Raw genomic sequence first — 24261 nt, forward strand, 5'->3', positions numbered from 1 at the left:
ATTTCTCCATGTTGATCCCCTTTAGATACCCGAAGCCACGACAAATGACAGGCCTACTGAAATGACGAATGAAATGAAGCCGACTGCGCGGTTGTCGTTTTCAATCTCCTTGTCAATTTTAAAGCGCGGCGTCAGAAATTCAAAAATGAAGTAGCCGATCAAAAGCAGGATAAAACCGAACAGCCCCCACCCCATCATTTGCAGCAGGGAATTATGCTGGCTGATCGATTTTTGCAGCACGTTGGCGATGCCTAAAATTTTTCCGCCTGTTGCCATCGCAACCGCCATGTTTCCTTTTTGAATCTCCTCCCAATTTTTATACGTGGTGACGAGTTCAAACACAGATAAAAATATCACAAGACACAAAACGGAAACACTGTAGTACGCGGCGATTTCCACAAGGTTGTTCTCCCAAAACTCTTTCATCCTTTTAGACTCCCTTTATTATTTTAATTCGACAATGGTGACTCCTGATCCTCCCTCTCCCGCTTCGCCGAACCGGGAGTTTTTCACATTGCGGTGGGATTTCAATAGGTCCTGGACGCCTTTTCGGAGGGCGCCGGTTCCTTTTCCGTGAATGATCGAGACTCTCGGATAGCCCGCAAGCACCGCATCATCCAAGTATTTTTCAACCCGGTGAAGCGCATTTTCAAACCGCTCCCCCCTAAGGTCGAGTTCGAGCGAGACGTGATAATCTTTCCCTTTGACGGCGGCGATCGTTTTTTGTTTCTCGGGTTCGGGTGCCGATTTCAGGAATTCCAGATCCTTTTCCTTGACCTTCATTTTCAGGATGCCGATTTGCACATTCCATTCGGCCGCACCCGTTTTTTCGAGCAGCGTCCCTTTTTGGCCAAAGGTTAAAACTTTGACTTCATCGCCCGGTTTTAATTCGCGCTTGTCCGTTTTTTTCTGAGCCGGCTTTTTCGCTTTTTCAAACGAAGGCACGGCTTCTTCAAGGCGCTTTTTCGCCTCGATCAGCTCATGGTCTTTAAATGCTTTATGGTCTTCTTTGATCATGCGGAGCGACTGGATGATGTCGTCTGCTTCTTTCATCGCTGCTTTGACTTTTTCAGCCGCTTTTTGCTCCGCTTCTTCGTAGAGCTTGTCTTTTTTCTCCTGCCATTCGCTGATCTGCTGCTGCAGGTCGCGGTGAAGGGCTTCAGCTTCCGCGCGGATGGCTTCGGTCTCCTTGAGCTCCGCTTCTGCGCGCTTTTTGCTGTCTTCCAGCGATGCGATCATCGTATCAACTTCATTATGTTCGGCCGTCATCTCCGCTTTTGCGCGGCCGATCAGGTAATCAGGCAGCCCGAGGCGCTTCGAGATTTCGAACGCATTGCTTCGGCCGGGCACTCCAATTAAAAGCTTGTATGTCGGTGATAGTGTATCGATATCAAATTCGACGCTTGCATTAATGACATTTTCGCGATTGTAGCCGTATGCCTTCAGCTCCGGGTAATGGGTCGTGGCAATGACGCGTGCGCCTGTCTGGCACACCTCATCAAGGATGCTGATCGCAAGGGCCGCGCCTTCCTGCGGGTCTGTTCCGGCACCGAGCTCGTCAAAAAGCACAAGGCTGTTTTCCGTCATGTCTTTCAAAATATCGACGATGTTGACCATATGCGACGAGAACGTACTTAAGCTTTGTTCGATTGACTGTTCATCGCCGATATCGGCAAATACTTGATCAAATACGGCGGTCTCTGATCCTTCTTCCGCCGGTACGTGCAATCCCGACTGCGCCATCATGGTCAAAAGCCCGAGCGTTTTGAGCGTCACCGTTTTCCCCCCCGTGTTCGGGCCCGTGATGACAATTGTCGTATACTCTCCGCCGAGCTCAATATCATTCGGAACGACCTCATCCAGGGGCAAAAGCGGGTGGCGGGCTTGAATCAGGCGGACATAGCCGTCAGCGTTGACAGCCGGTTTAACCGCTTTTGTCGCTTTTGCATATTTTGCTTTTGCAAAAATAAAGTCCAGCGTCTGAAGCACTTTGACATCGTGAAAGAGCTCATTTGTGTGCTCTGCCGTCTTTTCTGTCAGGACGCGCAAAATCCGTTCAATCTCCTGTTTTTCGTTTACTTTTGCCTGGCGAAGCGCATTGTTCATATCGACAATCGCCTGAGGCTCGATAAACAATGTCGCACCGGAAGAAGACTGATCGTGCACGATTCCTCCGTAGCTTGATCTGTACTCCTGTTTGACAGGGATGACGAAGCGGTCGTTGCGAATCGTGATGATCGTATCCGACAGCATTTTTTGCGCAGATGAAGAACGCAGCATCGATTCCAGCCGGTCCCTGATTCTTGATTCAAGCGTCCGCAGCTGGGTCCTGATTCCCCTTAACGTCTCTGATGCATGATCAAGCACTTCCCCATGATCATCGATGCACGAATTGATGTCCCTTTCCAATTCGGAAAGCGGTATGAGCTTTTCTGCATATTGATGAAGATAAGGAATCTCAACCCCGTCTTCGAACAGGCCTTCAAGAAAGTGCTTCATCTGTTTTGCTGCGTATAGCAGACCCGATATTTCAGTCAATTCCGCCGGGCTTAAAATGCTGCCGATTTCTGCCCTTCTTAACGCTTTTCTAATGTCCGTAAGGCCGCCGAAAGGGGCGCTTCCTTTTAAACGCAGGACGGTTCCTGCTTCATCGACTTCTTCCTGCAGCTTTTTAACTTCTTCGAGCGAACGGGAAGGTTTGAGTTCCAAAAGCATTTCCTTCCCCAAAGAAGATGCCGCATGCTCTGTGAGCTGTTCTTTTACTTTATGAAATTCAAGTGCTGATAGCGCTTTTTGCTGCAACGTCCATTAAACCTCCTTAAGATCGATGGCGCGACAAAAATGCCTGGACTTCTTCAAAGGAGCGGGTGTTTAATACATTGGCCTTTGGCGTCCATCCTTTTCTCGCTGCCGTAACGCCCGTTTTCATATCATCAAGCATCGCTGTGTTGTGGGCATCCGTATTAATAACGAGTGTCACTCCGGCAGCATTCGCTTTGATCAAGTGCTCCATTCTGAGATCGAGCCGCGCTGGATTTGCGTTCAGCTCCAATGCTGTATTCGTTTTTTTCGCAAGTTCGATCAGCTGGTCAATATCGACTTCATACCCCGCCCTTCTTCCGATCAGACGGCCGGTCGGATGAGCGATAATGTCAACGTGCTGATTCAGCAGCGCGGTTTCAAGCCGCTTCATGATGACATGCTGCGGCTGTGAAAAGCTTGAATGGATGGAAGCAATGACAAGATCCATTTCCGCCAGCAGCTCGTCGTCATAATCCAGTGTTCCGTCAGGCAGGATGTCCATTTCCACGCCTTTAAAAATATGAAAATCGGTAAATTCCTTATTCAGTTCATCAATTTCCTTCGCCTGCATGCGAAGGCGCTCAGGCGTCAAACCGCCTGCGACTTTTAAATATTGGGAATGGTCTGTGATCGCCATATAGCGGTACCCTTTTGCCATGCATGCTTCCGCCATTTCCCTGATCGAAAAAGCACCGTCGCTCCAAGCCGAGTGCATGTGAAGGTCTCCTTGAATATCCTCGGCGGAAACGAGTCCGATGTCAACGCTGTAGTCCTCGACTTCTCTTCCTGTCTCCCGCAGTTCGGGCGGAATAAACGGAAGCCCGAAATGGGCGAAAAACTCTTTTTCGCTTGAGAAAGTTTTAATTTCTCCAGTTTCAACGGTTTCGACGCCGTATTCACTGATTCTTTCGCCTTTTTCTTTGGCAAGCTGGCGCATTTTGATATTGTGGTCTTTTGATCCGGTAAAATGATGAAGCGTCGTTGGGAACTGTTCCTCTGTCACCAGCCGGAAATCCGCACTGATTTCGTATTCAAACGCAAATGTGAGAGACACTTTCGTATCTCCTGCGGCAATGACCTCCTTGATGTTCGAAAGCTTTAAGAGCCCTTCCCGGACAAGTTCCGGATCAGTGACAGCCATAATGTAATCGAGGTCTTTCACCGTTTCTTTGGCGCGGCGCAGGCTTCCGGCCCGTGAAAACTTAATGAGGCCCGGGAGCCCTTCAAGCTGCTCTTCGATGATGTCAGCGACGGCCAAAGCGACCGCGATCGGGTACCGTTCAGGGCGTTTTCCCGCTTCACCCAAAGCCTGCAGGATTTTTTCCTCCGTCTTTTTGCCGAATCCGGCAAGCCCCTGAACCTTTTGCTGTTCGCAGGCCTCTTTTAAAGATGCCGCATCACAGACGCCGAGCTCCTGATACAGCTTGGCGATTTTTTTGCCGCCGAGACCCGGAAGCTTCAAAAGCGGGACAAGTCCTTCCGGAACCTCTTCCTTTAATCGTTCCAGCGTTCCGGATGCTCCCGTGTCCATATATTCCTTGATGACAGCGTATGTGCCTTTGCCGATCCCGGACAGGGACGTCATATCATCGATTTCCGAGAGGCTCCGGTCGTCTTGTTCAAGAGCTGCCGCAGCCTTTCTGAAAGCGGAGATTTTAAACGGGTTGTCCCCTTTTAGTTCCATATATATCGCAATCGTTTCAAGCAATTTGATGATATCTTTTTTATGCATGTTGTTCACCTCTTGTTTCCCCTCGTTCATCCTGCTTCAATCATACAAATTTTTGGCTGATCCTACAACAAACAGGCATATCCGACAGCTTCCGGGGTTCTCAAGAGCCCCGAAAAAAAACTTCCCTACAAACAGAGAAGTTTTTACAAAGATCCGTACTGATGCAGCAGATTGTTTAACATGTTTGATAAAAACGGTGTTTTATGAATGATCAAATCAGCCATGACTGAACCGGCCATCATGCTTTGCAGGACATCAATCGGCAGAAGCGTTCCGATGAACAGAACGACAAACACGAACAGATAGATTTCCGCAAAACCGAGCACGGCTCCGAGTATTTGGTTGATCTGTTTGAGAACCGGTATGCTTGCGACGGCATCCAAAAACGATGCGGCAACTCTCAAAAGGATAATCGTCAGGATAAAGAGAATCAAAAACGCAATCATATTGTAATAAGCGCCTTCAAGGCTTCCGTTTACAAACGCCAGCGCAGCCTGGCCGCCCGTAAAGTCGGGAGACGGAATCCAGCCGAGCTTAGGCGCAAGGTCGCCGTAATAGGTTGCGGCCACAGCGATCGCTGCGATAAACGTAACCAAACGGATAAACTGGCGGATAAACCCTCTTTTGAGTCCAATAAACAAACCGGACAAAAGCAAAATGATAATGATGATATCTAACATCGTGATGTTCAATCCTTTTCTTTTATTTGTCCTTTTAATCTCTCAAGCTCTTCCTTAAGCTTCAAATAATCGTGAACCACATTTACAGCCGTCAAAACGGCCAGTTTATTTATATCAAGATACGGATTTTTTTCGTTGATTTCTCTCATTTTATCATCCACAATCGAGGCAACGTGCCTCATATGGCTCTTGCTCTCATCGCCGACAATTGTGAATTGCTGACCGTAGATGTCAACTGTTGTTTTCGTTTTTTGACCATCAGACAACGTTTCTCCTCCATTCCAATTATGCGAGAATCCTAGTCTATATCATAACATGTTTACAGATTGAATGGAAAGACGAGCCCTCCGCTGTTATGATACACTTATGAAAACAATGATTTAGCGTATTTAAAGCTAATAAAGGAGATTAGAACGTGTCACATTCTGTTTTAAAAGTTCCCCCGTCTGTTATTGAACGGATGCAAAGCCACTACGGGCCTGACATTACTTCACTTTCCGTACAGGGCGCAGTTTTCCAAGCCAAACCCCAAGGGTGCACCATTACAGCATACCGGTCGGGGAAGGTGCTGTTCCAAGGAAAAAACGCGGAAAAGGAAGCGGAGCGCTGGACGGCGGATGCTGAAACACCGGCTCCCAAAAAGCCCGCATCGAAAAAAAGCATCCCGTCCGTCTATCAGCCGCCTGAAGGCATCGGTTCCATGTCTGTGATCGGCTCCGATGAAGTCGGGACAGGCGATTATTTCGGCCCGATCACCGTCGCGTGCGTATACGCTGACAAGGCGAAGCTTCCGCTGTTAAAAGAACTCGGTGTTAAAGACTCGAAAAACTTAAAAGATCCGCAAATCGTTCAGATCGCGCGCGACTTAATCAAGACAGTCCCTTACAGCCTGCTCGTTTTAAGAAACGAAAAGTATAATGAAATGCAGGAAAAAGGGATGAGCCAAGGAAAAATGAAAGCTCTTCTCCACAACCAGGCGATCGGCAACCTTCTCAAAAAATTGGACGGAACCCGGCCTGAAGCGATTTTAATCGACCAGTTCGCCGAACCGGCCGTATACTTCAAGCATCTGGCAGGCAAAACCGCCGTCAAAGAACGTACATATTTCAGCACAAAAGCGGAAGGCATCCATCTTTCAGTTGCAGCAGCCTCGATCATTGCACGCTATTCATTTTTAATGGAAATGGATAAGCTGTCAAAACAAGCCGGCATTACGCTTCCGAAAGGAGCGGGCCCGCTCGTCGATGAAGCCGGCGCCAAGCTGATCAAGAAACACGGCGAAGACGCATTGCGGGTATTCACAAAGCTGCATTTTGCCAATACGCAGAAGGCGAAGCGGATTGCGTCGAAACGGTAAGCGGTGCGGACTAGGCTGGATAAGCGGGTCCGTTGCAACTAGACCCGCATATTTCACTAAAACATTAACAATAAATGAAAAATAAGGATTGAAAATTCAAATTAATTGTAGTATATTGAACAAACTTAGAATTGAAGCCCCATATACAGGGGCTTTAATTGTTCCAACAGAGGCAAAGCGATATCAAGCGCTAGGCTGAATTGCTTCATGATATTGTCTTTTAATATGGCCCATATTCAATTATCTCAATTTTCAGCTTACTGCACACCAGATGGCTTTTGAATGTGTACTCCTTTGTTTCTGGATACTTCTAAGATATAAGGCGGGGATTTGGATGAAGAAATCAGGTTCATTTGGCATTCTTTTAATTATTTCAGCTCTCATAATATCAATGTATTTTATGTTAAATACAAAGGCTTTGATCTTCAGGATATGACTTAGCCATTCATGGAATCTCGTGATTTCAAGAACTTTAATGATTGTGTTCACTTTGTACTTACTTTCTAAATTGGGATATTTTCTTCTAAATAAAAAAGATTAGCTTAATCGAGCTAATCTTTAATATATTTGCTACACCTTTTTTCAAGCAAACTGAAATTCAGACACCCTGCTGAATTTTGACCGGCTGTGAAATGTTTGAACCTTCTCTTCTTTATATGGCGAAATCATTGGACCTCTATGGATGATTATTGCGAATATCTCCGCATTCCTTCTCATACAAATCGACAGACTCAGAAAGGAATCACCATGTCAAAAATAAAATGGATCATCACGCTCACCATATGCACAGCTCTGGCATTTTCTCTCTTTATTTTCTTCAACAAGGCGAACTTTACAGAGGCCAGCGAAAATAAAGAAACCGGGCTTTTCTTTGCCCGAAACTACATCAGCCATATGATGGAAAACGAGACGATGTCGTTTAACATTTTCGGCCTGCAAAAAGCAAACGCCGGCGTTCCTCTAAGCGGTGAGACGGTTACGTCGCTCGCTTTTGATAACAATCATATACAAATCAGCGATTACAAGGTTGAAACAGGGATTCGCCATAAAGGCTATACGCTCGTCAACATCATCGTAGATGTCCGAGTCTCAAGCGATAAACCGGAAAAAGCGGATCAGCTGCTGATATCTTTTAACGGACGTGATAGAGAAGCATTTCAAATCGGAAAGATCACCCTTCAAAACCATCACAATGTTCGAAGCGGCGATCTGTCGCCTGCCGGTCAATATACTGCAGGATATCCAAAACCGTCCTTGGACGTTCGGCTGAAAAACAATCTCGCAAAAGATATTTCCCTTGAAAAGATCACCGATCTAAACGGCGTCATGGCGTATACATTTGACAAGGGGACCGCCATTCAAGCGAAACAAAGCAAACACATCGTCGTCCCGTCTTTTCATATGACAGGCGAATATGATTTTTATACGGTCACCCCTGTTTTACGTTATACTGCAGCAGGGAAGCGGAATCAATACAGCATGCCCGGTGTACTGTACGGAGCTTTAGACTCCGATGAAGAGAAAATCGAACGGATGCTGAAGCGTCAATAGCTTATGACCATGTTGAAGATAAAAAACCGGTTCCCGAATGATCGGGGACCGGTTTTTCTTTATCCTCTCAATACAGCCTGATACGTATCCTCAAGTGCCTTCAGCACTTGGTCGTGAACTTTTGTCACTTCTTCCTTGGCTAGGATTTTAATATGCGGGCTATAAATGCCTTTTTCCAGAATTCTTGAGAATTGAGTCATGAATTTCGTTCTATACAGAGGAGATATCGCCCCCCCTAACAAGACTATATTAAACTACTAACATTCTATCTAAACACAGTATATTCGATATATTCAACCAATAAAAATAAGAAAATGAGATTGTAATTCCTTTCTAAAAAGAAACTTTTGATTTATATATCAATAAAAATAGAATAGATAATCCGTTATATTTACTAAAATAACCATAAGTGTAATAATAGCCCTACAAGAGACAAAGGGGGTGAAAATATGACAATTTCTAAAAAACAACGCATCAACGCTTCTTTAGCCTTAGGTCTACTTTTTACACTTACATTTTTCACAATGTTATACGCAACAACAGCACCAGTTTTACCGATTGCAGACCTAGCAGCAACCTATCCTCAGATTCCGGGATGGGCTCTTACTTCAATTAGTGCCATCTTAAATGCTGCTGGCACTGTTGGAGCAATTGCAGCGGTTCTAGGGACTTTTGGACTCGGAGCGATTGCATCCCTAGTTTTTTCCTATGCAAAAAAATACGGAATTAGATATGCTATCGCTTACTAATAAGTTTTAATTTAGGAAAGGGTATTATTTAAAATGCCCTTTCCTCCACATTTAAGTCAGGATGGTTTTCAATGAATAATAAATACTTAATTTATTCAAAAATTCTTTTAACCAACGACATTCGAAAATTTAATACTAAAAGCAAATGGCTTGCATTATTCGTATTGATATTGTCATTCGTTGTTTTCCCTTTAATAATTGGCAGCTTTGCTGGGTACATCATTAAAAATCTAGTCATCATTCATCTTTCTTTTTTTCTGTTTATCCTTACTGTAAATATTGATAAAAGTATTTTCAGAGTTATGTTTTCCTCCGACAAAAAACAAATGGCCATTCTGGGAATCAAATTGGATCAATTTATATTAGGAAAAGATATTAGTAAATTTTATAGTTCATTTTTATCTTTAATATCTTTTTATGTTGGTTCATCGATTGTATATTATCTCATTCATCAGTCTTTGGAAGAAGTCTTCGCGATTGCTGTGATTGGTTTATTGTCCGCTATACTAGGATATTTGCTTAGACTTCATTTTATAAGGCTATTAGTATTGCCTAAATTCATAAATGTCTCAAGCATTATTGGCTTTTTCACAAATGGAATTTTAATTCTTTGGATCTTTTTTATACTCAAATATAATTTGTTATTTCTAAACATCAATAATATGCGAATTTTTTCAATATCTATACCAATAATGGTATCTTTAACAATCCTGTTAATTATAGTGTGGTATAAAAGTTTAAGAAACCTTTCCATTTTTAATGATCATTTAAATAGCAAGACTGATACAAATTTGAAGAAGTCTAGAGAGAGCAGAAGCCTTCTATATTACGAGCTGATCCTTCTATATAGGAACCCGCCTGTAAGGTGGTCGGTTTTATTATTTATTTTAAGTTTATCAGCAGGTTTACTAACAATCATTTTGTATGGTTTTAACACTGATCGATTTGCAGACACTGGAATTTCCAACGAATTCAGCTTTATGTTCAGCGTGCTGTTCCCGTTAGTCTTTATCTCTATCATGATTCAATCATTGGTTTCTTTTGATATTGATGGTCTTATTATACCTTTGAATCAGCACAAGCCAAACTTTATTAAAAACAAAATAAAAGCAAAAACCAAAATCTCTGTCTTAGCACATGTGTTATTTGTTTTAATCTATGCTGCGATTTCAAATTTTTATATAAAACCGGATCATTTTATTGCATTATCCATTATCTTATTGATGATAGCTGTTACTTTGGGGTTAAGCTGTCTCACTTCAACTATATTGTTTCCATATTTTAAATGGGATTACATTTATCAAGTTCCCAGTACTTTAAGCAAAATCTTTCTTAATTTAGTATTTGGATTACTAATAGGGTTAGCCATTGTTTCAACTTACAACAAAGTTTTGTATGTTGTTATTTTTATCACTTTGTTATGTATCATAACGCTACTGCACTCCATAAACAAGCAAATATGGAAATCAACAATCAACAAAAATTACATATCAATAAAATCTTTATTCGAGTGAGTGATTATATGCTTAAACTGCAAAATATATCAAAAGAATATCCTCAATCCAATTTTAGCATGAAGAATTTAGAATTCGCTTGCGGGCGAAATCAGATTATTGGATTGCTCGGTAAAAACGGAGCAGGAAAAACGACCCTATTAGAAATTATTGCAGGCCTCATTCCTCCGGATAGCGGTGAGGTAGTCGTTGATGGACATCTTACCAATTATTTAGAGAAAATCGGATACCTAGAAGACGATCCAAAATTATTTGAGAATTTAACGTGTTATGAATTAATCAAGTACCAATCTTTATTAATTGAAAAACCATTATCCCAAGAACAAATCATTGAAACCTTAGACATGTTCAGTCTAAAAGAACAAAAAGACCAAATGGCATCTTCGCTATCAAGAGGAATGCGTCAAAGAATGTCTTTTATTCTTTCCACTTTGCATCAACCTGATGTTATCTTGCTTGATGAGCCTTTTACAGGACTTGATCCAAAAAACATGGCGGATATGAAAAAGATTTTAATTAATATTAGAAATCAAAATAGAATTATTATTTTATCCACGCATATCTTACAGTTTGCAGCAGATCTTTGTGATGAGATATTATTTATTAATAACGGAAATATTATCCACACTGAAAAAAAATTAGCCGGGGAGACATTTAATGAAGCCAGCCTTGAAAAAAAATTCCTTGAATACCTATGCTAAATACTCTATTTTGTTCATTATTATTTTTGGTTTCGGTTTTTCTCTTAGCTTTTTTGTATTTCAAGAAATACACGAGACTTACTATGATAGCTTTAAAATATCCAACGCTTTAGAGATTTTTACAAATAACTTAATTGTAGGACTAACTATTTTCTTTCTTGGATTAATCAGTGTTGGTTTCCTATCTAGTGTAGTAGTGTTTTTAAACGGTTATTTCTCAGGGGCAATTTTCTTTTCATATGAGAAGTCTTTAGGTTTTTGGAAATCACTACAATATCTCTTATTTCACGGCCCCTTTGAAATCCTTGCCCTTCTTGCTTTTTATGTAATATCTCTTGATATTTCTTCCCGTTTTTTAAGATTTCTAAAAAAGTCTGAAATAAACCTAATGATTAAGCCGAAAGTAAAAGAGTACACAATAATAATGATAAGTGCAGTAGGCCTTCTAATCTTAGCATCTATTGTCGAATACTACGTAATATTACTAAAATAAGGAGTTCAATATGAAGAAGACTAAATTCAACTTAATATGTATTTGTCTATTATCTGGAGCTGCAGCCTTATGTGTTTCCATTTTAAAAATGAATGAGATCGATGCTAGCTTACATGAATTAAACGAAGATGAATATGGAAATCTTATTACTATCAGTAAATGGATTGGCATTACAATAGCAGTAATTGGCGAAGCGATAAAACCCCTTCTTGAGCTTTTATTTTTCACTTTAATCATTTGGCTCGCTATTATGATTTTTGGAGCAAAGGATTCCTTTAAAAACATTTTTTCAAAAGGTGTTCTTTCCTACTATTTCAATCTTGTAGGCAGTGTCTTAGTTATTGTCTTTTATCTATTTGGCTTAAAAGATGCTGAAAGTCTTTTTTCTATTCCTTTTTTAAGAAATTTAAACATTTTTTCTTTAATTTCGTTATTTTTTTGGTGCTATTTATGTCTAGAAAAGAAAGAAAACTCACTAAAAATTAAATACTCTTTTTCTTTTTTCATATTGTTTTTATTTTCTATTGCCATATCTATTTTCTCCGATATTCTTGCATAGATTACCTTCGTATAGACTCATTAAATAACATATGAGAATTCGATACAACTTAATTCAAAATATTTTACATAAATATTCTTGCCATCCTAAAATAATTAAAACTTACAATAGGCCGACAATTTTTCCAATGCAAAAAAACCGGTTCCCAAATGATCGGGGACCGGTTTTTCTTTATCCTCTCAATACAGCCTGATATTTATCTTCCAGCGCTTTCAGCACTTGGTCGTGGACTTTTGTCACTTCTTCTTCTGTCAATGTCTGTTCAGGATTCAAATATTGCAGGCTGAAGGCGACGGACTTCTTGCCTTCTTCCATGTGCTCGCCTTCATAGACGTCAAAGACATGGACTTCTTTCAGCCATTTGCCGCCTGCTGTTTTGATGACGTCCTCAAGCTGGCCGGCCGTTGTTTGTTTGTCTACAACAAGCGCGATGTCCCTTGTAACAGAAGGATACTTCGGAATTGGTGTATACGTGATCTCCGGTACATCCAATCGGAGGAGCTCGTGCAGGTCCAGTTCAAACACATACGTGTCGCTCAGGTCCAGCTCTTTTTCAACTGACGGATGCAGCTGGCCGATGAAGCCGACTAATGAGCCGTTGTGCAAAATATTGGCTGTCCGCCCAGGATGAAGCTCTTTTCTTTCAGATTGAGCGAATTCGATGCCTTCGGTGATTCCGAGCTTTTCCAACAGACCTTCGACGATGCCTTTTACGACGAAGAAATCAACCGGCTTTTTCTCGCCCTGCCAGAGGTTTTTGTGCCACAGGCCTGTCACGGCTCCGGCGACGTGTTCTTTTTCGACCGGTTTCGTATGTTCTTCGGCTTTCAAGAAAACAGAACCGATTTCATAAAAAGCAGCTGAATCGGCCTGCCTTGCCAAGTTGTATGCAACCGAATCGAGCAGATTAGGGAGCAGGCTGTGCCTCAGCACGCTTCTTTCCTCGCTCATCGGCAGTGAAAGGATCGTTTTAAACGATTTTTCCAATGCGTAAGCCGTCGCTTTTTTATCGTTTGTTAATGAGTATGTGATCGCCTGGGAAAGCCCTGCTCCTTCCAGGAAGCGTCTTACTTTTCTGCGCTTGTCCTGATAAGGTGTCAGTCCGCCCGCAAAGCCTGTTACTTCCGGCAGTGTCGACGGAATGTTGTCATATCCGTACAGTCTTGCGACCTCTTCGATCAAATCTTCTTCAATCGCAATATCGCCTCTTCTTGACGGAACCGTCACGACCAGTTCACGTTCAGCGTCTTCAACTGCAAAGCCGAGCCTTTCAAAAATGTTGACCATTTCTTCTTTGCTGATGGACATGCCGAGAACCTTCGTCACTTTATCAACGGAAAGGCGGATGACATTCTCTTTGATGTCAAGATGGTTTTCTTCGACCGTACCTTCCAAGACGGTTCCTCCGGCATACCGGCTGATCAAATCTGCCGCGCGTTCTGCAGCGAGGCGCACCCGTGCAGGATCGATGCCTTTTTCAAAGCGGACGCTTGATTCGCTGCGAAGACCGAGGTCCTTTGATGCTTTGCGAACGGTCTGGCCGTTGAAATACGCCGCTTCCAGCAGCACTGTCGCAGTATCTTCGCGGACTTCTGATTCCGCTCCGCCCATTACGCCTGCGACAGCCTGCGGAGAAGAGCCGTTTGTGATGACAAGGTGCTCAGTGGTCAGCGTTCTTTCTTGTTCGTCGAGCGTCGTTATCGTTTCGTTCTCGTACGCTTTGCGGATGACGACCTCTTTTGAGCCGAAGCGGTCATAATCAAACGCGTGGAGCGGCTGGCCGTATTCGAGCAGCACAAAGTTCGTAACGTCGACGACATTGTTGTGCGGTCTGATGCCGGCGTTGATCAGCTTCGTCTGCATCCAAAGCGGCGACGGGCCGATTTTGACGTCTTTAATGATTTTCGCCGCGTATAAAGGATTGGCTTCAGGATCTTCAATTTTGACGGAAATATAGTCCGCCGCTTTTTCGGCGCCTGCCTGATAAGCCGTCTCAGGGAGCTTGACTTCGCGGCCGAGAATCGCAGCCACTTCATAGGCAACGCCGAGCATGTTCATGGCGTCGGCGCGGTTTGGCGTCAGTCCCAGTTCGAGAACCGCATCGTCGAGCGCCAGGCTTTGAAGGGCGTCCGCCCCGGTTTCAGCATCGCCCGGGAAAACGAAGATGCCTTCCGCATATTCTTTCGGCACAAGCTTGCCTTGAATGCCAAGCTCCTGCAAAGAGCATATCATGCCGTTAGACGCTTCCCCGCGGAGCTTCGCCTTTTTGATTTTAAAATTGCCGGGCAATACCGCGCCAACCGTGGCGACGGCAACTTTTTGCCCTTTGTCCACATTCGGAGCCCCGCAGATGATCTGGACAGGCTCTTCTTCGCCGATATCGACGAGGCATTTGTTTAATTTGTCGGCGTTCGGATGCTGTTCGCGCTCCAGCACATGTCCAATGACAACACCTTTAATTCCTTCTCCCTTATATTCGATGCCTTCCACTTCAATTCCGCTTCTTGTAATCTTTTCAGCGAGAATCTCGGGAGTCATCCCGTCTAAATTCACGTATTCTTGCAGCCATTTATATGAAACAAACATCACGCGTCCTCCTCTTTAAGCTTGTTTAAATTGAGATAAAAATCTGACATCGTTCGTATAGAAATGACGAATGTCGTCAATGCCGTACTTCAGCATTGCGATCCGTTCAACGCCCATCCCAAAAGCAAATCCCTGATATTGTTTGGAATCGAATCCGGCCATTTCGAGCACGTTCGGATGCACCATTCCGGCGCCGAGAATTTCGATCCAGCCCGTTTGTTTACAAACGGAGCAGCCTTTGCCTCCGCATTTAAAGCAGGAAACATCGACTTCGACAGACGGCTCTGTAAACGGGAAGAAGCTTGGACGCAGTCTGATTTCGCGCTCTTCGCCGAACATCTTTTTCGCGACCGTTTCCAGGGTTCCTTTTAAGTCGCTCATGCTGATATCACGGTCAACGCAGAGCCCTTCAATCTGCATAAACTGATGGGAATGTGTCGCATCATCGTTGTCGCGGCGGTACACTTTGCCGGGGCAGATGATTTTGACAGGGCCTTTGCCTTTATGTTTTTCCATCGTGCGCGTCTGAACAGGAGATGTCTGTGTTCTCATCAGCGTATCTTCCGTAATATAAAAGCTGTCTTGCATATCCCGGGCCGGGTGCTCTTTCGGAAGGTTGAGCGCTTCGAAGTTATAATAGTCGGTTTCCACTTCAGGCCCCTCTTCCACCGAATATCCCATGCTGATAAACAAGTCTTCGATTTCTTCAATAACGATCGTCAGCGGATGCCGCGCTCCTGTTTTCACAGGGCTTCCCGGAAGCGTCACGTCAATCGTCTGCTCTTTCAGCTTCCTTTTCACCTCTTCTTCCTCAAGGCGGGCATTTTTTTCGGCGATCGCCGCGGCGATTTTCTCTCTTACTTCGTTCGCCAAGGCCCCCATTTTCGGCCTTTCTTCAGCGGACAGCTTTCCCATTCCCCGAAGCACTTCTGTGATCGGTCCCTTTTTTCCCAGATACGCAACGCGGACATCGTTGACTTCTTTTAATGAACCAGCGGCTTCCACTTTTTCAACCGCTTCTTTTTCAAGCCGTTTCAGCTCTTCCTGCATCTTAAAAACTCCTCCTTTTATGTAGCAACCTGTTTTTTAGGCAATAAAAAAAGCCCCTTTTATAATGAAAGGGACGAATCGTGGCCGTGGTACCACCCTTTTTTAAAACAAAGCAAAAAAGCTTTGCTGCTTACTTCATTGGCATAACGGAATAAATCCGGTTCACCTTTACACATCCCTCGAGGGACGTGGTCCCGGTGACAACTCAAGAGGTGAAGCGTTTTTCCGGCCTGCCATAAAAATGCTTGCAGTCTCAGGCATTTTCTCCCTGAATGGCGGCATGTGAAAAAACGGAGCCTCTATCACTGTTTTTAAACATATTAAATTCATTATAGTGAATTACATGATCCTGTGCAACCGGTTATCCGCGGAGATGATAAAGAAGGACCGCGGCTGCGGCCGCCACATTGAGCGACTCCGCTTTTCCGTAGATCGGAACGTACAGATTTTGGTCGGTCTGTGCGAGGAGGGCCGGATCGACCCCAGATCCTTCGTTTCCGATCAATAGCGCAAACGACTGCGACGGCTCCGCTTCTCTAAATGGCACGGCACCCTGCAGCGCTGTGCCGTAAACCGGGACGCTTTTTCCCTTCAGCTCTTCAATCAGCTCTGAAAGCTCGCGTTTTAAAATCGGGATGTGAAAATGCGAGCCTTGAGCCGACCTGAGCGTTTTGGCATTGTAAGGGTCGACAGTCCCTTGTCCGATAACAACGGCATCGATCCCCGCCGCGTCTGCCGTCCGGATGATCGTCCCTAAATTGCCCGGGTCCTGCACAGCATCAGCTAGCAGCAGCTTTTCGTATTGAAAAGGTCCGCTTTCGGGCATTCGGCATACAGCGGCGACCGCCTGAGGCGTCTCCGTTTCGGCAATCGCTGAAAAAGCATCGGCGCTCAAAACATAGCGGGCAACAGACTCATCAATCATAGCCGGGAAGTCCGCTTCGTCTGCGACCATGATTTCTTTCACAACACCCGGTGTCTTCAGCGCTTCCTCAACGAGATGCTCGCCTTCTATTAAGAAAGTATTCGTTTTTGTCCGCTCTTTTTTTGCATGAAGTTTTTTCCAGTCCTTCACTTTTTGATTTTTGGCTGATTCAATTCGTTTCAAATCGTTTTGACTCCTTTTGTCTCGCAATAGTCACATTATATCTCATCAATGATACATAATAAACCCGAAAGCGAGGCAGAATATAGAAAAACAGATGATGAAATGGAGTGAAAAATGATGGATTTGAATTTGCGCCATGCCGTTATTGCCAATGTATCAGGGAACTCGCAAGAAGAGCTTGAACATACGATCGTCGATGCGATCCAAAGCGGTGAAGAAAAAATGCTTCCGGGATTGGGTGTGTTGTTCGAGGTCATCTGGCAGCACGCAACTGAATCAGACAAAACCGAAATGCTCGAGACATTGGAACAAGGATTAAAAGCGAAATAAACCGGCGGCCAAACGGCCCCGGTTTATTTGATCATCCAGGTATAGAAGGCTCCATCCGCAATGCCGGATCGCGCCAAATCTCCGTCCATTTTTTAATGGCTGCAGCCATGATCACAAGTCCCAACACAAGCATAATGATCGATAAAATGCCGTTTAAAACGCTGAAACCGGCAGCTTCCGCATTAAAATAAACGTTTTTGATCATCCAGTATCCCGCATAGTTGACCGTCACATACAAATAAGCGAGCGGAATGAGACATGTCAGCATATAACGCCGTTTGTCCGCAATTTTTAAAATGACCGTCGCTCCGATAATTAAACCGACGGATGCCATCAGCTGGTTGGATACGCCAAACAGCGCCCAAATCGAGCTGATATCGCCTGAGTACAGCAAATATCCCCACATGAAACAGGCAAGGGCGCTCGCTGCGACCGAACCCGGAAGCCAGTCCGTTTTTTTCAGCGGTTTGTACACTTCCCCGAAAAAGTCTTGAATCAAATAACGCGCCACCCTTGTACCGGCATCGATCGCCGTTAAAATAAAGACAGCTTCAAACATGATGACAAATTGGAAAAAGTAAGAGGCCAAATGGCTGAAAAACGGAATATCCGTGAAAATATAAGCCATGCCGACGGCAAGGGTAACAGCTCCGCCTGTTCTTCCTTCAAGATCGAGACCGATTTCGCGGCTGAGTTCAGGCAGATGGACGACATTCATGCCAAGCGTCCGAAAGACTTCTGGCGAACTGTTGATGGCAAAATAATCGCCCGGCTGCAACGCCGTTGCCGCGATTAAAGCCATGATGCCGACAAGACACTCAACGAGCATCGCTCCGAAGCCGACGAATTTCATGTCGCTCCACTTGTCAAGCATCTTCGGCGTCGTGCCTGAACCGACAAACGCATGGAAACCGGAAATCGCACCGCAGGCGATCGTAATTGAAATGAACGGCCAGACCGGACCAGGCGAAACAGGTCCCCCTCCGCCCGTGAACTCGGTAAACGCCGGAAACGGAATCGCCGGATTGACAACGAAAACCCCGGCAATCAAAGCGATAAACACCCCGATTTTCATAAAGCTGCTCAAATAATCGCGCGGTGCGAGCAGCAGCCATACAGGCAGCGCCGCTGCAAAAAATGCATAGACAGGAAGTGCGACAGCAAGCGTTTTCGTATCGAGCGTCAAGGCGTCTCCAAGCGGCGTCTCTGCAATGGAGGGCCCGATGAAGACACCGGCCATCAGCAAAATAAATCCGCCGGTAGACGCTAATTTTAAGTTGCCTGTCTTTTTATAAAATAAGCCGACCCCCATCGCGATCGGAATTGTAATCGCAACGGCGAACGTCCCCCACGGATTGCGTTCAAGCGCATGAAGCACAACCATCGACAGCCCCGCCATCGTGATTGTAATAATAAACAGCATCGCAAGCCCCGTGCAAAATCCCGCAACAGGCCCGAGCTCTTCTTTCGCCACTTCTGAAAGCGACTTTCCCTTCCTCCGCATCGACGCAAATAAAACAACAATATCATGCACGGCGCCCCCGATGACCGCTCCGATCAGGAGCCACAACAGCCCCGGCAAGTAGCCGAACTGCGCCGCCAAGATCGGCCCGACAAGCGGCCCCGCGGCTGCGATGGCCGCAAAGTGGTGGCCGAAAGACACCCATTTGTTCGTCGGCACATAATCTTTGCCGTCTTTCTGAAGATGGGCAGGAGTCGGCTTGTCGTCATCAACCTTCAACACTTTCACCATCATAAATGTTCCGTACAAACGATAGGCGATCGCCAAAATACAGATGGAAGCGATCACAATTGTTATTGCATTCATCCAATTCCTCCCCCCTTTGTCTCTTTTTTAACATAGCTCATATTTTTTGTAAGCGCAATCATCTTTTGCGCGTTTTTTCAGTCCCGATAATTAAAACATAGTTGACTAATAGGAATAATAAGAATAAAATAGACACAAGCTTCATCTGCTGCCTTTTTTAAGGCGTAATTGGCGGGTATCATCGGATATCCGCCTTTTTTCTGTCAGCATAACGGAACGATAAAAAAATGAACGGCCATCACTAGACAAAAAGCGGCGGTCCCCGCGATTCGATTGACATTTGTTTTGACAAGGCGAAGCTGAGAAATGGTGGGACAGCGAAAAAAACAAAATGGTGCCGATCAAGATGACGCCCGCCTCTAAAAGTGAGTGATTAAGAAACCGGGGCCGGTCAAGGATCGCCGTGATAAACAGAAGCCAAAGGTATGCTAAAAATGCGTACATCAAAAAACAGTACGCAGCCGAAAAAAACGTCTTCATAAATCCTCCTCCCGTTTTAACTTATTCTTCGGCATATTTGCTGAAGCCTTTTTTTCATCTGAAAAAACCGGCCTCTTCGGGCCGGTTTTTCAATCATTGTTTCTTCATTCTGATCACATTCCAGGAAAGCTTCGGAAGGTGAGCCGTCAGCCTGCCGTCACATACTTTGGCGTCTCCGCCGCTGTGCGGAACGACGTTGTTGCGGTCTTTTTCATTCGTCGCTTTATGATCTTCGTGTTCCAGAACGATGTGCTCAGAGACACTGTACCCTTCAAAGCTTCTCATATCGGCTTCCATTTCAAGGCCGGCGTCTGTTGCGCGGTTGACGGCAAAAACGGTTAATTCCTCGGCTTCTTCATTGAAAACAGACACGGACTCCAAGTACGGCACATCCGTAAAGTCTTTCGCATCATACTTTGGAGACGATACCGCCGTCTGCAGTACCGTTCCTCTGCCGTAGACGGAAGCGTGCATAAACGGATAGAAAATGGTCTGACGCCATGCTTCTCCCCCTTTGTCTGTCATAATCGGCGCGATGACATTGACAAGCTGAGCCAGACAGGCGATTTTCACGCGGTCGGCATGCTTGAGCATCGTAATCAGCATACAGCCGACGAGAAGCGCATCCTCAAAGTTGTAGATGTCTTCAAGAAGGTGCGGCGCTTTCGCCCAGCGTTCAGCTTCTTTGTCTTTTTCATTCGAGTGATACCAGACATTCCACTCATCATATGAAAGGTGAATCGTTTTCTTGCTTTTCTTTTTCGCTTTCATATAGTCGCAGACTGAGATGACCGTTTTGATAAAGTGATCCATGTCTAGCGATCTCGCCAAATAGTTTGGAAGATCATTGTCGCGGTTGCCGTAATACGAGTGAAGCGAGATGTACTCGACGTGTTCGTACGTATGGTCAAGCACGGTCGTTTCCCAGTCGATGAATGTCGGCATTCCGCTTCCCGAACTTCCGCAGGCGACAAGCTCGATCGACGGGTCCGTCCATTTCATCACCTTCGCGGCTTCAGCAGCAAGTCTTCCGTATTCGGCCGCTGTTTTATGGCCGATTTGCCATGGACCGTCCATTTCATTGCCGAGGCACCATGTTTTAATTTTATGCGGTTCCTTATATCCGTGGGATTTTCTCAAGTCGCTGTAGTACGATCCTGACGGATGGTTGCAATATTCTACTAGGTTGCGTGCGGCATCAATTCCTCTCGTTCCGAGGTTGACGGCCATATTCACCTCTGCCCCGACAAGCTTTGCCCAATCCATAAATTCGTTCGTACCGATTAAGTTCGGCTCGGTTGTCGCCCACGCCAAATCAAGTCTTGTCGGCCGCTGTTCGACAGGTCCGACTCCATCCTCCCAGTTATATCCAGATACAAAGTTTCCGCCGGGATACCTGATAAACGGCACCTTTAGTTCTCTGACTAGTTTAATGACATCTTTCCGAAAGCCTGATTCGTCAGCTTCAGGATGATCAGGCTCATAAATGCCTTCATAAACGGCTCTGCCGAGATGCTCGATAAAGGAGCCGTAAATTCGCTTATCAATCTCTGCCACCTTATATTCCTTGTCAATCGTCATCTTCGCTTTGTGTACAGTCATGTTAAATCATTCCTTTCAAGATGATATATAGTGGATCAGCCTTTGATTCCGCCCGCCGTCAAACCTGATATAAAGTACTTCTGGAAGAACAGGAAGATGAGAATCACGGGCAGAATCGCCAGCACAGAACCCGAAATCAACATGTCATAATTGTTCCCGTACGGACTGAGCAAAGCGGACAGTCCGATTGGGAGCGTAAACATTTCTTTCGATCGCAAAACGATCAGCGGCCATAAGAAGTTGTTCCAGCTGTTTAAGGATTGAAGAATGATCATCGCTCCAAATGCCGGCTTCATCAAGGGCGCCATGATCCTGAAGTAAATGCCGAACTCTGTGCAGCCGTCCATTCTCGCGGAATCAAGCAAATCTCTCGGCAGGCCGAGCGCATACTGTCTGAAGAAAAACACGGCTACAGGCGAGACGATAAACGGCAGGATCACACCGGCGTATGTGTCGACAATATGAAGAGAAACCGTCATTTTAAACAAAGGCAGCATGAGAATTTCGATCGGCACCATCATGATCAGGAGCACGGCTACGAACAAGAGATTTTTTCCTTTAAAGTCGTAGACGGCAAGCCCGTATCCGACCATTGAAGAAAACAAGAGCGTCAGCACGGTGGATATCACCACGAGAATCAAGCTGTTCGAAAACCATTGAAAATAAATGCTGCCTCCGTTAAACAAGTAAGTGTAATTGTCAAGGCTCAGGATTTCAGGGCTCAGCTTTAAATTCAGGCCGAAGCGCAGCAATTCCGAAGATGGCTTGAGCGAGCCGAGTACAAGGCAGAAGAGCGGAAACACAAACAAAAAGCTTAATATCGCAAACAGCAGAAACAGAGCTACTTTCGCAATGTTGAGGCCTCCGGCAGGACGCATTAATAGCCCTCCTTTTTAAAAGATCCAGACAGCTTTAATGAAATGAGGCTGCAGATGAAAATGATGATCAAGAGCACGATGCCGAGCGCCGATCCGTAGCCCATGTTGTTGTAGGCAAGCCCCTGCTGATAAATGTATCCGACCATCGTCAGGCCGATGTTGCCCGGAGAGTTGTTCTGCCACAGCACGTAGCTTTCTTCAAACATCCGGAAGCCGCCGATGATGCTGATCGTCAGCACGTAGACGCTGACGGGCTTTAAAAACGGAAGCGTAATATGGTAAAACTTCTTGAACGTGCCTGCCCCGTCGATTTCGGCAGCTTCATACAATTCTTTCGGAACGTTCTGCAAGCCCGCCAAAAAGTACAGGACATTGATCCCCATCCATCTCCAAGATGCGAGCATCACCATTAAAAACATGCCGGTATGTTCATTGTTCAGCCAGTTGTACGGCGAACCTCCGAGCTTAGCCAATATCGAATTCGCCAGGGATGTATCCATTTCTCCAAAAATCAGCCTGAAAATAATCCCCGCCACAATGGTTGAAGTCAGAGCCGGGATGAATAAAGCCGATTTGAACACGTTTTTAAACTTTACGAGTTTAGAATCTAAAAAGACTGCCAGAATAAGAGGAACAGGTATTAAAATCAGCAATGTCCAAAAGGTGTATTTTACGGTGTTGAATAGTGCGGTATAAAATGTAGGATTGTTTAATGCTTTATAGTTCTCCGTCCCGATGAAGCGGACTTCCCCGGGGAGAATGCTTTGAAAACTCATGATGACGACGCTGATAAGCGGATAAAGAAAAAATATGCAAAAGGAGAGTACAAAAGGTGCTGTAAAAATGTAGGGTGCGGCTTTTGCTGAATATAATAAACGTCTGATCTTTCTTTTTCTGCTCACCGGCGGAAACGAATGCACTGTATCTGTTTTAACAGTCTTCAAGTTATCGCCTCGCTTTACAGTAATGAAAGACTATTGCCCTTTCACTTCAGCTGCTGCTTTGTCCAATGCTTCTTTCGGTGTTTTGCTCTTCGTTTTGAGCGCTTCGTACAGTATGTTTCTGTTGACGAGATCGGAAGTCTTCGCATAATCCTCAGTAAGGTAAAGCGGATTGATCTCATCCTTTATGTCAAGAAGCACGGAAAAGATGTGTTGTCCGTTTTGAAAGTATTCTGTATATTGATTTGGTTTTTTCAATTCGTCCGAGTCCCACACATCCCATCTGAGCGGATCGAACCCGAGCACGGTCCACAGCTTGATGTTGCCTTCTTTTGACGCTTTGGCAAATTTCAAGAAATCCTTGGCCAGATCGACCTGTTTCGCCTGTTTTGGAATCACGGTGGCCGTTCCGCCCATTCCCGCTGAGCGGTCTCCCCCTTCTTCCCATGCCGGCAGCGGTCTGATCGCGATTTTCCCTTTCAAGTCAGGCATATAATCCAAAAAACGGCCCATATACCAGATCGGCATTAAGACAGACGCCGCGCCGCCTTGGTTCATAAATCCGTAATACTCTTCACTGTGATGATTGCCTCCGGGCGTTGTGACGGCAATTTTGTCTTTCTCAATTAAAGTCTTTAAAAATTCGAGCGTTTTCACGTTTGTCTCATTGTTTAATGTCAACCGCCCCTGCTCATCAAAGTAACCGGATCCCTGCTGGGAAACCAGCGGCAGAAATGAATTCGGGTCGGTCGTTTCAATCGTCGTCATCGGCTTTCCGAGAGCTTTGACGACCTTTTTGCCCGCTTCCCTGTAATCTTCCCATGTTTTGATGTCGTCCGGATCAACGCCTGCTTTATTCATCATTTCCATGTTGTAATACATCACGGTAGTTCCGACATGTGTGTCAAGTCCGTAAAGCTTGCCGTTCTTGCTGTAGAGCGTCAGCCTCGCTTCAACAAACTTGTCGCGTTCGTCCTCCACAAGCGGCGTTAAATCGGTAAGAGGAATGTCAGAGCCCTTCAAAAAGTTCGAATAGCGCCCCAGCTCAACATCGGCAATATCTGGAACCCCTTTCCCGGCTAAAAGCGAGATAGATAAATTGTCATGCATCTGTCCATACGGATACACCACTGTATTTAATTTGATTTTTCGCTCGGGATACTTTTTGTTCCATTCTTTCACCATCTCAGCATAAAACTGTTCATGAAGGCCGTTGAATGTCCAAAATGTCAGTTCGGTGCCGTCCGCTTGATCGGAGGCAGGACTCGCCTTGCACCCCGATAAAAGCAAACATACAGCGACCGTGACCATAAAGATAGA

22 protein-coding genes and 2 pseudogenes are annotated in these 24261 nt (G+C 45.0%); 9 read left to right on the forward strand and 15 right to left on the reverse strand.

What is annotated here, in order from left to right:
* Positions 1–21: 21 nt before the first annotated feature.
* The 5 genes from TRNA_RS36360 to zapA all read right to left on the reverse strand — a co-directional run bounded on the left by TRNA_RS36360 (position 22) and on the right by zapA (position 5480).
* Complete coding sequence (locus tag TRNA_RS36360; protein ID WP_003184198.1) at positions 22–426, reverse strand: DUF350 domain-containing protein; 405 nt, start codon at positions 424–426, stop codon at positions 22–24.
* Between the two features lie 18 nt (positions 427–444).
* Positions 445–2802 (reverse strand): endonuclease MutS2, encoded by a 2358-nt coding sequence (locus tag TRNA_RS36365; RefSeq protein ID WP_011198179.1) that lies wholly within the window; start codon positions 2800–2802, stop codon positions 445–447.
* A gap of 16 nt (positions 2803–2818) precedes the next feature.
* The gene (gene polX, locus TRNA_RS36370) at positions 2819–4534 is read right to left on the reverse strand and encodes a DNA polymerase/3'-5' exonuclease PolX (protein ID WP_003184202.1); all 1716 of its coding nucleotides are present in this window, start codon (positions 4532–4534) and stop codon (positions 2819–2821) included.
* Between the two features lie 143 nt (positions 4535–4677).
* Positions 4678–5214, reverse strand: coding sequence for a CvpA family protein (locus TRNA_RS36375; protein ID WP_003184204.1), 537 nt, complete (start codon positions 5212–5214; stop codon positions 4678–4680).
* Positions 5215–5222: 8 nt separating this feature from the next.
* Complete coding sequence (zapA, locus tag TRNA_RS36380) at positions 5223–5480, reverse strand: cell division protein ZapA (protein WP_003184205.1); 258 nt, start codon at positions 5478–5480, stop codon at positions 5223–5225.
* Positions 5481–5629: 149 nt separating this feature from the next.
* Here zapA and rnhC point away from each other — a divergent pair, with 149 nt between their 5' ends.
* From rnhC to TRNA_RS36395, 3 genes and pseudogenes are all read left to right on the forward strand, one after another.
* Positions 5630–6571 (forward strand): ribonuclease HIII, encoded by a 942-nt coding sequence (gene rnhC, locus TRNA_RS36385; RefSeq protein ID WP_003184208.1) that lies wholly within the window; start codon positions 5630–5632, stop codon positions 6569–6571.
* A gap of 334 nt (positions 6572–6905) precedes the next feature.
* A pseudogene (locus TRNA_RS44465) lies at positions 6906–7112 on the forward strand (hypothetical protein).
* Between the two features lie 206 nt (positions 7113–7318).
* Positions 7319–8122, forward strand: a complete 804-nt coding sequence (locus TRNA_RS36395) for a hypothetical protein (protein ID WP_009329340.1) — start codon at positions 7319–7321, stop codon at positions 8120–8122.
* Between the two features lie 59 nt (positions 8123–8181).
* Here the strand turns inward: TRNA_RS36395 and TRNA_RS44470 are convergent.
* A pseudogene (locus TRNA_RS44470) lies at positions 8182–8265 on the reverse strand (hypothetical protein); the annotation flags it as partial.
* 306 nt (positions 8266–8571) lie between these two features.
* Between TRNA_RS44470 and TRNA_RS36400 the strand changes: the two are divergent.
* From TRNA_RS36400 to TRNA_RS36420, 5 genes are all read left to right on the forward strand, one after another.
* Positions 8572–8871 carry a hypothetical protein gene (locus TRNA_RS36400; RefSeq protein WP_003184214.1) on the forward strand — a complete coding sequence of 100 codons (300 nt, stop codon included), beginning with the start codon at positions 8572–8574 and terminating at the stop codon, positions 8869–8871.
* A gap of 71 nt (positions 8872–8942) precedes the next feature.
* The gene (locus TRNA_RS36405) at positions 8943–10385 is read left to right on the forward strand and encodes a hypothetical protein (protein WP_003184216.1); all 1443 of its coding nucleotides are present in this window, start codon (positions 8943–8945) and stop codon (positions 10383–10385) included.
* 8 nt (positions 10386–10393) lie between these two features.
* Positions 10394–11086 carry an ABC transporter ATP-binding protein gene (locus TRNA_RS36410; protein ID WP_009329341.1) on the forward strand — a complete coding sequence of 231 codons (693 nt, stop codon included), beginning with the start codon at positions 10394–10396 and terminating at the stop codon, positions 11084–11086.
* Positions 11043–11579 carry a stage II sporulation protein M gene (locus TRNA_RS36415; protein WP_003184221.1) on the forward strand — a complete coding sequence of 179 codons (537 nt, stop codon included), beginning with the start codon at positions 11043–11045 and terminating at the stop codon, positions 11577–11579. The genes TRNA_RS36410 and TRNA_RS36415 overlap by 44 nt, the downstream gene beginning before the upstream one ends.
* A gap of 10 nt (positions 11580–11589) precedes the next feature.
* A complete protein-coding gene (locus TRNA_RS36420) occupies positions 11590–12138 on the forward strand; it encodes a hypothetical protein (RefSeq protein ID WP_003184223.1) in 549 nt (182 codons plus the stop codon).
* A 171-nt stretch (positions 12139–12309) separates the two neighbouring features.
* On the opposite strand, the gene pheT is transcribed toward TRNA_RS36420, so the two are convergent.
* The 3 genes from pheT to TRNA_RS36435 form a co-directional block, all read right to left on the reverse strand.
* Complete coding sequence (gene pheT, locus TRNA_RS36425; RefSeq protein ID WP_009329342.1) at positions 12310–14724, reverse strand: phenylalanine--tRNA ligase subunit beta; 2415 nt, start codon at positions 14722–14724, stop codon at positions 12310–12312.
* 15 nt (positions 14725–14739) lie between these two features.
* Positions 14740–15774 carry a phenylalanine--tRNA ligase subunit alpha gene (gene pheS, locus TRNA_RS36430; protein WP_003184229.1) on the reverse strand — a complete coding sequence of 345 codons (1035 nt, stop codon included), beginning with the start codon at positions 15772–15774 and terminating at the stop codon, positions 14740–14742.
* 361 nt (positions 15775–16135) lie between these two features.
* Positions 16136–16882 (reverse strand): TrmH family RNA methyltransferase, encoded by a 747-nt coding sequence (locus TRNA_RS36435; protein WP_003184231.1) that lies wholly within the window; start codon positions 16880–16882, stop codon positions 16136–16138.
* A gap of 117 nt (positions 16883–16999) precedes the next feature.
* Between TRNA_RS36435 and sspI the strand changes: the two genes are divergently transcribed.
* Entirely contained in the window at positions 17000–17212 is a 213-nt protein-coding gene (gene sspI, locus TRNA_RS36440) for a small acid-soluble spore protein SspI (RefSeq protein ID WP_011198181.1), read from the forward strand.
* 31 nt (positions 17213–17243) lie between these two features.
* Here sspI and cstA read toward each other — a convergent pair whose 3' ends face one another.
* The 6 genes from cstA to TRNA_RS36470 all read right to left on the reverse strand — a co-directional run bounded on the left by cstA (position 17244) and on the right by TRNA_RS36470 (position 24252).
* Positions 17244–19040, reverse strand: a complete 1797-nt coding sequence (gene cstA, locus TRNA_RS36445; RefSeq protein ID WP_003184236.1) for a carbon starvation protein CstA — start codon at positions 19038–19040, stop codon at positions 17244–17246.
* A gap of 141 nt (positions 19041–19181) precedes the next feature.
* Entirely contained in the window at positions 19182–19520 is a 339-nt protein-coding gene (locus TRNA_RS36450) for a hypothetical protein (RefSeq protein ID WP_011198182.1), read from the reverse strand.
* Between the two features lie 93 nt (positions 19521–19613).
* Entirely contained in the window at positions 19614–21122 is a 1509-nt protein-coding gene (locus TRNA_RS36455; protein ID WP_003184245.1) for an alpha-N-arabinofuranosidase, read from the reverse strand.
* 35 nt (positions 21123–21157) lie between these two features.
* Entirely contained in the window at positions 21158–22000 is an 843-nt protein-coding gene (locus tag TRNA_RS36460) for a carbohydrate ABC transporter permease (RefSeq protein ID WP_009329343.1), read from the reverse strand.
* Positions 22000–22944 (reverse strand): carbohydrate ABC transporter permease, encoded by a 945-nt coding sequence (locus tag TRNA_RS36465; RefSeq protein ID WP_011198183.1) that lies wholly within the window; start codon positions 22942–22944, stop codon positions 22000–22002. The genes TRNA_RS36460 and TRNA_RS36465 overlap by 1 nt, the downstream gene beginning before the upstream one ends.
* Before the next feature lie 30 nt (positions 22945–22974).
* On the reverse strand, positions 22975–24252 hold the full coding sequence (locus tag TRNA_RS36470) for an ABC transporter substrate-binding protein (protein ID WP_061576903.1): 1278 nt from the start codon (positions 24250–24252) through the stop codon (positions 22975–22977).
* Between the last annotated feature and the right edge of the window lie 9 nt (positions 24253–24261).

Origin of the sequence: Bacillus licheniformis DSM 13 = ATCC 14580 (assembly GCF_000011645.1) — a bacterium.
Lineage (GTDB): Bacteria > Bacillota > Bacilli > Bacillales > Bacillaceae > Bacillus > Bacillus licheniformis.

What these genes read in the sequence shown, in the direction of transcription:
- TRNA_RS36360 (WP_003184198.1), bottom strand. Translation starts at nt 426, where the DNA reads ATGAAAGAGTTTTGGGAGAACAACCTTGTGGAAATCGCCGCGTACTAC.
- polX (WP_003184202.1), bottom strand. Translation starts at nt 4,534, where the DNA reads ATGCATAAAAAAGATATCATCAAATTGCTTGAAACGATTGCGATATAT.
- TRNA_RS36375 (WP_003184204.1), bottom strand. Translation starts at nt 5,214, where the DNA reads ATGTTAGATATCATCATTATCATTTTGCTTTTGTCCGGTTTGTTTATT.
- TRNA_RS36395 (WP_009329340.1), top strand. Translation starts at nt 7,319, where the DNA reads ATGTCAAAAATAAAATGGATCATCACGCTCACCATATGCACAGCTCTG.
- TRNA_RS36400 (WP_003184214.1), top strand. Translation starts at nt 8,572, where the DNA reads ATGACAATTTCTAAAAAACAACGCATCAACGCTTCTTTAGCCTTAGGT.
- TRNA_RS36405 (WP_003184216.1), top strand. Translation starts at nt 8,943, where the DNA reads ATGAATAATAAATACTTAATTTATTCAAAAATTCTTTTAACCAACGAC.
- TRNA_RS36410 (WP_009329341.1), top strand. Translation starts at nt 10,394, where the DNA reads ATGCTTAAACTGCAAAATATATCAAAAGAATATCCTCAATCCAATTTT.
- TRNA_RS36415 (WP_003184221.1), top strand. Translation starts at nt 11,043, where the DNA reads ATGAAGCCAGCCTTGAAAAAAAATTCCTTGAATACCTATGCTAAATAC.
- TRNA_RS36420 (WP_003184223.1), top strand. Translation starts at nt 11,590, where the DNA reads ATGAAGAAGACTAAATTCAACTTAATATGTATTTGTCTATTATCTGGA.
- pheT (WP_009329342.1), bottom strand. Translation starts at nt 14,724, where the DNA reads ATGTTTGTTTCATATAAATGGCTGCAAGAATACGTGAATTTAGACGGG.
- pheS (WP_003184229.1), bottom strand. Translation starts at nt 15,774, where the DNA reads ATGCAGGAAGAGCTGAAACGGCTTGAAAAAGAAGCGGTTGAAAAAGTG.
- sspI (WP_011198181.1), top strand. Translation starts at nt 17,000, where the DNA reads ATGGATTTGAATTTGCGCCATGCCGTTATTGCCAATGTATCAGGGAAC.
- cstA (WP_003184236.1), bottom strand. Translation starts at nt 19,040, where the DNA reads ATGAATGCAATAACAATTGTGATCGCTTCCATCTGTATTTTGGCGATC.
- TRNA_RS36450 (WP_011198182.1), bottom strand. Translation starts at nt 19,520, where the DNA reads ATGAAGACGTTTTTTTCGGCTGCGTACTGTTTTTTGATGTACGCATTT.
- TRNA_RS36455 (WP_003184245.1), bottom strand. Translation starts at nt 21,122, where the DNA reads ATGACTGTACACAAAGCGAAGATGACGATTGACAAGGAATATAAGGTG.
- TRNA_RS36460 (WP_009329343.1), bottom strand. Translation starts at nt 22,000, where the DNA reads ATGCGTCCTGCCGGAGGCCTCAACATTGCGAAAGTAGCTCTGTTTCTG.
- TRNA_RS36470 (WP_061576903.1), bottom strand. Translation starts at nt 24,252, where the DNA reads ATGGTCACGGTCGCTGTATGTTTGCTTTTATCGGGGTGCAAGGCGAGT.